The organism is Acidiphilium sp., from assembly GCF_049977125.1.
GTDB lineage: Bacteria > Pseudomonadota > Alphaproteobacteria > Acetobacterales > Acetobacteraceae > Acidiphilium.
In genome coordinates this window covers 1-7,751 of sequence record NZ_JBMFGY010000131.1, presented here as the reverse complement: position 1 = coordinate 7,751, position 7,751 = coordinate 1, and the positions used below count along the sequence as shown (strand labels likewise).

The window sequence follows — 7,751 nt, the reverse complement described above, 5'->3', positions numbered from 1 at the left end:
TCGACGCTTTCTTCAAAGACGTCACCGTCAACGCCGACGACCCGGCACTCCGCCGCAACCGCCTCCGCCTCCTCGCCAAACTGCGCGACATCATGCATCGCGTCGCCGATTTCTCGAAACTGGAAGGGTAACCCCGCCATGAGCAAATATGTCTATAGTTTTGGCCCCGGTGTCAGCGATGGCAGCGCGGCGCTCAGAAATCTGCTCGGGGGCAAGGGGGCCAACCTTGCCGAAATGGCGAGCATCGGCCTGCCCGTCCCTCCAGGCTTCACCATCACCACCGAAGTCTGCACCGAATTCTACGACAACGATCGCCAATACCCGCAGGCGTTGCGCGGCGAGGTCGAGGCGGCGCTCGCAAGGATCGAGGCCGAGGTCGGGCGCAAATTCGGCGACAAGCACAAGCCGCTTCTGGTCTCGGTGCGCTCCGGCGCGCGCGTGTCGATGCCGGGCATGATGGACACCGTGCTCAATCTCGGACTGAACGATTTGACGGTCGAAGGCCTCGCCGAAGGCGCGGGCGATGCGCGGTTCGCCTGGGATTCCTACCGCCGCTTCATCCAGATGTATGGCTCGGTCGTGCTCGGCGTGGCCCATCATCGCTTTGAGGAAATCATCGAGAACGTCAAGATCGATGAAGGCACCATCGAGGACACCCAACTCACCGCGCAGGACTGGCATCGCGTGGTCGAGGCCTATAAGGACATCGTTCTCGCCGAAACCGGCGCGCCGTTCCCCCAGGACCCGCACGACCAGATGTGGGGCGCGATCGGCGCGGTGTTCGGCTCATGGATGAACCAGCGCGCGATCACCTACCGCCGCCTCCATGAAATCCCCGCGAACTGGGGCACCGCGGTCAACGTGCAGGCCATGGTGTTCGGCAACATGGGCGATGATTGCGCCACCGGCGTCTGCTTCACCCGCGATCCCTCGACCGGGCTGAACGAATTCTACGGCGAATATCTGCCCAACGCCCAGGGCGAGGACGTGGTCGCCGGCATCCGCACGCCGCGGCCGCTGTCGAAATCCTACGCCAAACCCGGCGAGATCAGCATGGAAGCGGCGCTACCCGAGGCCTATGCCGAGTTGAACCGCGTGCGCGACGTGCTGGAACGGCATTACCGCGACATGCAGGACATCGAGTTCACGATCCAGCGCAACAAGCTCTACATGTTGCAGACCCGCAACGGCAAGCGCACCGCCAATGCCAGCGTGCGCATCGCGGTCGAGATGGCGGAATCCGGGCTGATCAACAAGGGCGAAGCGGTGATGCGCGTCAATCCGCAGTCGCTCGATCAGCTGCTGCACCCCACGCTCGATCCCCACGCGGCAAGGACGCTTCTGGCCAAGGGGCTGCCCGCGTCGCCGGGTGCCGCGTCGGGCCTCGTGGTATTCTCCGCCGATGAGGCCGAGATGCGCGCGCAGAAGGGCGAGGCGGTGATCCTGGTGCGGATCGAAACCAGCCCCGAGGATATTCACGGCATGCACGCCGCGCGCGGCATTCTCACCACGCGCGGCGGCATGACCAGCCACGCCGCCGTCGTCGCCCGCGGCATGGGGCGGCCCTGCGTCGCCGGGGCGGGCGGCATCCATGTCGATTACGGTGCCAAAACCCTCACCGCCGGTGGCGTCAGCGTCCGCGCGGGCGACACCATCACGCTCGATGGCGCGACCGGCGAGATCTTCGCCGGTGCCGTGCCGATGATCGAACCCGCCTTGTCGGGCGATTTCGCCAAGCTGATGACCTGGGCCGATGAAATTCGCCGCCTCAAGGTGCGCGCCAATGCCGAAACCCCACTCGATGCCGAGACCGCGCGCAAATTCGGCGCCGAGGGCATCGGCCTGTCGCGCACCGAGCACATGTTCTTCGACCCCGAGCGCATCGGCGCGGTCCGCCAGATGATCATGGCGAACGATGAAGCCGGCCGCCGCACCGCGCTGGAAAAACTTCTGCCCTATCAGCGCCAGGATTTCATCGCGCTGTTCCGCATCATGGCCGGCCTGCCGGTGACGATCCGCCTGCTCGACCCGCCGTTGCACGAATTCCTCCCGCATGGCGAGGCCGAACTCGCCGATGTCGCCGATAGCCTCGGCATGAGCATGGAGGCGATCCGCCAGCGCGCCGGCGAGCTTTCCGAGGCGAACCCGATGCTCGGCCATCGCGGTTGCCGCCTCGGGATTTCCTATCCGGAAATCTACGAGATGCAGGCGCGGGCAATCTTCGAGGCGGCGCTGACCGTCGCCGCCGAGACCGGCAATGCGCCGGTGCCCGAAATCATGATCCCGTTGGTGGGCATGAAGCGCGAGCTCGACATCACCCGCGCGCAGATCGAGCATGTGGCGAAATCGGTGTTCGCCGCCGCCGGCACCACGCTCGATTTCAGCGTCGGCACCATGATCGAACTGCCCCGCGCGGCGCTGACCGCCGATTCGATCGCGCAATCCGCCGATTTCTTCTCCTTCGGCACCAACGATCTGACCCAGACCGTGTTCGGCCTCTCGCGCGATGATGCGGGCAAGTTCCTGCCCAAATACGTCGAATCCGGCATTCTGCCCAAGGACCCGTTCGTATCGATCGATGTCGAGGGCGTGGGCGCGATGGTGCGAATCGCGGCCGAGCGCGGCCGGGCGACCAAACCGGACCTGAAACTGGGCATCTGCGGCGAGCACGGCGGCGACCCGGCGTCGATCGCGTTCTGCGAGGAGATCGGGCTCGATTACGTCTCGTGCAGCCCCTATCGCGTGCCGGTGGCGCGGCTCGCGGCGGCGCAGGCGGCGATCGGGCGGCGGATGTAGCCGCCCCGGCCGGGGCCGCAATTCTCAGGCGACGCCGGCCTGACCCATGGCGAGGAATTTCTCCCGGCGTTTCGCGCGCAGGGCCTCGCCGGTCATCAGTTTCAACGGCGCGAGCACCTGGCCGATGGTCTCGCCGAGCTGGGCGATGGCCGCATCCGGCGCGCGATGGGCGCCACCGAGCGGTTCGGGCACGATGCGGTCGATGATGCCGAGCCGCTTGAGGTCCTGCGCCGTGACCTTCATGGCCTCGGCGGCCTGGGCGGCCATGGCGCGGTCCTCCCACAGAATGGCGGCGCAGCCTTCGGGTGAAATCACCGCATAGACCGCATGCTCATACATCAGCACGACATCGGCGGCGGCGATGGCAATGGCGCCGCCCGAGCCGCCTTCCCCGATGATCGTGGCAACGAAGGGAACCGGCGCGGCAAGACAGGCCTCGATGCCGCGCGCGATCGCCTCGGCCTGGCCGCGCGCTTCGGCGTCGATGCCGGGATAAGCGCCCGACGTATCGACGAACGACAGGATCGGCAACCCGAACCGCCCGGCAAGCTCGATCAGGCGGCGCGCCTTGCGGTAACCTTCCGGGCGCGGCGAGCCGAAATTATGCTTGAGCCGGGAATCGAGATCCGCCCCTTTCTCGATCGCAATGACCATGACGGGCTCGCCCTGAAAGCGGCCGGGGCCGGCAATGATCGCGGCATCCTCGGCAAAGGCGCGATCGCCGGCCAGCGGGGTGAATTCGGTGATCAGCCCGGCGATCATGTCGGTCGCCTTGGGGCGTTCGGGATGGCGGGCGACCTGGGTTTTCTGCCACGGCGTCAGCCTGCCATAGAGCGCGCGGAGCTGGCGCTCGGCCTTGTCGGAAAGCTGGGCGACCTCCTGGGCGATGTTGATCTCGCCCGGATCGGTCATCCGGCGAAGCTCTTCGATCTTGGCTTCCAACTCGGCGACCGGTTTTTCGAAATCGAGAAAATGACGCATCAGCGTCGGGTGTCGCAAATGGGGGCGGATGTCAAATGCCGCGCGACGGCGCTCGAAGCGACGCGCGACCAAACCGCGCCGCCGCCGGCGACACCCCGCAAAAACATATGGCGCGCCACGGCATTTCCATTCTATAGTTCGAATAAGTATCGTCTAGAGCGTTATGCTTTCAGCTTAACGCTCTAGCTCTAAATTTTTTCGAGCGATTTCATGCGATTATGTTGCCGCTGCCGCGTCTACTTAATCGCATATCGCTCTAACGCATGGCGGGAGCCAGCGGCGCTGTCCGCTGGCATCTGAACCGCCAGCGTTGCGACCCGTGTGACGCCCGAATAAAGCGTCACGACTGAATATGGAGAGAAACCGTCATGCGCGCTCAAAATCCCTTCTTCTGGCCGTTCCAGCAACTGGCCAACGGCCTGCTCTCGGTCGGCGACGAGAGCGACCAATCCTATTGGGACACCGCCAATATCGAGCGCACCCGGCCGATCATCCAGCAGATCGGCTATAGCGACCTGATCGCCTGCCTCACCCTCGGTGTCGCCGATTTCGGCAAGACCCGGGCAGATGCGGTGCTGATGATGCTCATCCTGCCCGTGGTCGGCCTGTGCGGCGCCGTGGCGGCGGCGGGGCAGGGCTATGCCGATCTGGTCTTTCCGCTGCTGTCGGGTTTCGTCCTGGTCAGCCCGATCACCGCCTTCGCCTTCTACGAAATGAGCCGCCGGCTCGAACTCAACGAGCGCGCCCGCTGGCGCGATGCCCTGGGCATCCTGAAATCCCCCGCGATCGGCTCGGTCATGCTGCTCAGCCTGCTCCTGGTTTCGCTGTTCATCCTCTGGATCGGCACCGCGCATTTCCTGTTTCTCGCCTTCTCCGGCAAGCCGCACGCGCCAGCACTCGGTGTCATGCTGCTTCACATCGTCACGCATCTGCGGGGCTGGGGCCTGATCATCAGCGGCTTCGGTGTCGGCTTCGTCTTCGCCGTGATCGTTCTGGCGATCAGCGTGGTCTCCTTCCCGATGGTGCTCGACCGTCCGGTCGGCATCGTCGAGGCGATCGGCACCTCCCTCAAAGCCTTCGTGATGAATGTCGGCCCGTTACTCGCCTGGGGGCTGCTGGTCTCGCTCGCCCTGTTCGCCGGCGTTGCCTTCCTTCTCGTCGGTCTCGTCGTCGTGCTGCCGATCCTGGGTCACGCCACCTGGCACCTCTACCGCCGCCTGGTGCATTACTGAAGCCGCGTCCCGCCCGATCAACCCTCGCGACATCGCGCAAAAATGACAATCAGGCCCTTGCCGTTACGAGATGGTTGATATATTCGCTTCATGTGATCTAATATATTAATCTATATCTATAACTATGTTCGTTTGATAACTAGGCCCGGAACGACGGGCGCGGCTCCCGCTTCGCAATCGCAGCCACAACCGGGACGACGTTGGACAGGGGTGACGTTTGATGCAGGATAACACAGGCTTCGATACCTGGCCGGCCAACCAGACGGTCCCGAGTCCGTTCACGCCGGTCGGTCAGTCGCCCTGGCCGCTCGCCATCGCCGTGTCCGCCATGGTCACCGCCGGCGGCGTCATCGCCTACACATTCCACGAGGGCGTCACCATCCTCGCCCTCGGCATTCTCGCCTTCCTCACCACCATCGCCCTCTGGACGCGTGACGCCCTGAACGACGGCCCCAATCTCCTCAAGGCCGGCATCATCCCGCAGATCAGCTTCCGCTACGGCGTCACGCTGTTCATCATCGCCGAGCTGATGCTGTTCGTCGCGTTCTTCTGGGGCTATTTCACCTTCTTCTTCTTCCCCGCCAAAATGGGCATCGGCCACGTCGCCGTCTGGCCCCCGGCGCATATCCACACCATCAACCCGCTGGGCGAACCGATGTTCGCAACCCTGGTCATGCTGCTCTCCAGCACCACGCTGACCGGGTCGTTCGATGGTATTCTACAGGGCAACCGCACCAATGCGGCGCTCGGCATGGCCGCCACGGCAATCCTCGCCGTCGCCTTCCTTGGCGGCCAGATCTACGAATTCGCGAACCTGCCGTTCCCGGTCTATCATGGCGGCATCTACCCCTCGCTGTTTCTGATCCTCACCAGCTTCGACATGCTGCACGTCATCATGGGCGTCATCCTTCTCACGCTCTGCTTCGTCCGTATCGTCCGCGGCGCCTTCACCCCCGACCACTACGCCGGGTTTCAGACCATCGCCTGGTACTGGAACTTCGTCGATGTTCTGTGGCTGTTCATGTTCGTCGCGGTTTACTGGATCGGCGCCAGCGCCGTCACCGCGTCCTGATTTCCATCTCGCTCCGAGGGAGACCGACCGATGTCCGATAACGCCTTCCAGGCGACCCAGCCTCTCGCCACCGCCGACCATCATCACCATACCGATCGCACCAGCTTCTTCGGCCGCTGGTTCCTCAGCACCAACCACAAGGACATCGGCACGCTCTACCTCGCCTGGGCGCTCGTCGCCGGCATCGAGGGCGGCGTGCTGTCCTTCATCATGCGCGCGCAGCTCGCCGAACCCGGCAACACGGTCGTCGCCAACGGCCAGGCCTGGAATGCCATCGTCACCGCCCATGGCCTGCTGATGATCTTTTTCATGGTGATGCCCGCGCTGATCGGCGGCTTTGGCAACTGGATGGTGCCGATCCTGATCGGCGCGCCCGACATGGCCTTCCCGCGCCTGAACAACATGAGCTTCTGGTTCCTCGTGATGGGGTTCATCTTCGTCAATCTCGGCCTGTTCGTCGGCCCCGGCGCCGGCATCGGCTGGACCCTCTACCCCCCCTTGTCCGACAGCCAGTATCAACCCGGCCCCGCCGTCGATTTCACCCTGATGGGCCTTCAGCTCGCCGGCGTCTCCTCGCTCGCCGGCGCGGTCAATTTCATCGTGACCATCCTGAACATGCGCGCCCCCGGCATGGGCATGTTCAAAATGCCCCTGTTCGTCTGGGCCATGCTGGTCACCTCCTTCATGCTCATGATGGGTATCCCGGTGCTCTCCGGCGCCATCACCATGCTCACGATGGATCGCAGCTTCGGCACCTCCTTCTTCGAACCCGGCGGCGGCGGCGATCCGGTGCTGTTCCAGCACCTGTTCTGGTTCTTCGGCCATCCTGAAGTCTACATCATGATCCTGCCCGCCTTCGGCATCATGAACCAGGTCATCCCCACCTTCGCGCGCAAACCCATCTTCGGCTACGCCGGCATGGTCTATGCCACCTGCGCGATCGGCTTCGTCGGCTTCCTCGTCTGGGGCCACCACATGTTCGTCTCCGGCATCACCCACGACAGCAAGGCCTATTTCGAGGCCGCCACCCTGGTCATCGCCATTCCCACCGGCATCAAGGTGTTCTCCTGGATCGCCACGATGTGGGGCGGCTCGATCGACTTCAAAACCCCGATGCTCTGGGCCTTCGGCTTCATCTTCATGCTGACCGTCGGCGGCGCCACCGGCGTCGTGCTGGCCAATGCCGGTCTCGATACCGACCTGCACAACACCTATTTCCTGATCGCCCATTTCCACTACGTTCTCTCGATGGGCGCCACCTTCGCCCTCTTCGCCGGCTTTTATTACTGGATCGGCAAAATGTCCGGCAAACCCTACCCCGAATTCTGGGGCAAGGTGCATTTCTGGACCTTCTTCATCGGCACCAACCTCACCTTCTTCCCGCAGCATTTCCTCGGCCTCGCCGGCATGCCGCGCCGCTACCCCGACTATCCGGCCGCCTTCGCCGGCTGGAATTTCGTCTCCTCGGTCGGCGCCGCGGTCGACGGGGTCAGCGTCCTGATCTTCTTCTACGTGGTCTATCGCATCTTCACCTCCAAGGAAGTCCTCGCCAATAACTACTGGGGCGAAAGCGCCACCTCGCTCGAATGGACCATCCCCTCACCGGCGCCGGAACACACCTTCACCGAAATCCCGGTCATCCACTGACACGCCGATCCCCATCTCCGGGT

At 64.1% G+C, this 7,751-nt stretch carries 5 protein-coding genes; 4 read left to right on the top strand and 1 reads right to left on the bottom strand.

The window, feature by feature from the left end; genetic code table 11:
• Positions 1-138 precede the first annotated feature (138 nt).
• Positions 139-2,796: a pyruvate, phosphate dikinase gene (gene ppdK / locus ACP5E6_RS14760; protein WP_427955192.1), complete on the top strand. Its 2,658-nt coding sequence runs from the start codon at positions 139-141 to the stop codon at positions 2,794-2,796.
• Positions 2,797-2,820: 24 nt separating this feature from the next.
• Here the strand turns inward: ppdK and ACP5E6_RS14755 are convergent, their stop codons facing one another.
• Positions 2,821-3,777: an acetyl-CoA carboxylase carboxyltransferase subunit alpha gene (locus ACP5E6_RS14755; protein ID WP_427955190.1), complete on the bottom strand. Its 957-nt coding sequence runs from the start codon at positions 3,775-3,777 to the stop codon at positions 2,821-2,823.
• Between the two features lie 368 nt (positions 3,778-4,145).
• Between ACP5E6_RS14755 and ACP5E6_RS14750 the strand changes: the two genes are divergently transcribed.
• From ACP5E6_RS14750 to ctaD, 3 genes are all read left to right on the top strand, one after another.
• Positions 4,146-5,009, top strand: coding sequence for a DUF2189 domain-containing protein (locus ACP5E6_RS14750; RefSeq protein ID WP_427955188.1), 864 nt, complete (start codon positions 4,146-4,148; stop codon positions 5,007-5,009).
• Between the two features lie 220 nt (positions 5,010-5,229).
• Positions 5,230-6,081, top strand: coding sequence for a cytochrome c oxidase subunit 3 (locus ACP5E6_RS14745; RefSeq protein WP_427955185.1), 852 nt, complete (start codon positions 5,230-5,232; stop codon positions 6,079-6,081).
• Positions 6,082-6,111: 30 nt separating this feature from the next.
• The gene (ctaD, locus tag ACP5E6_RS14740) at positions 6,112-7,728 is read left to right on the top strand and encodes a cytochrome c oxidase subunit I (RefSeq protein WP_427955183.1); all 1,617 of its coding nucleotides are present in this window, start codon (positions 6,112-6,114) and stop codon (positions 7,726-7,728) included.
• Positions 7,729-7,751: the final 23 nt, after the last annotated feature.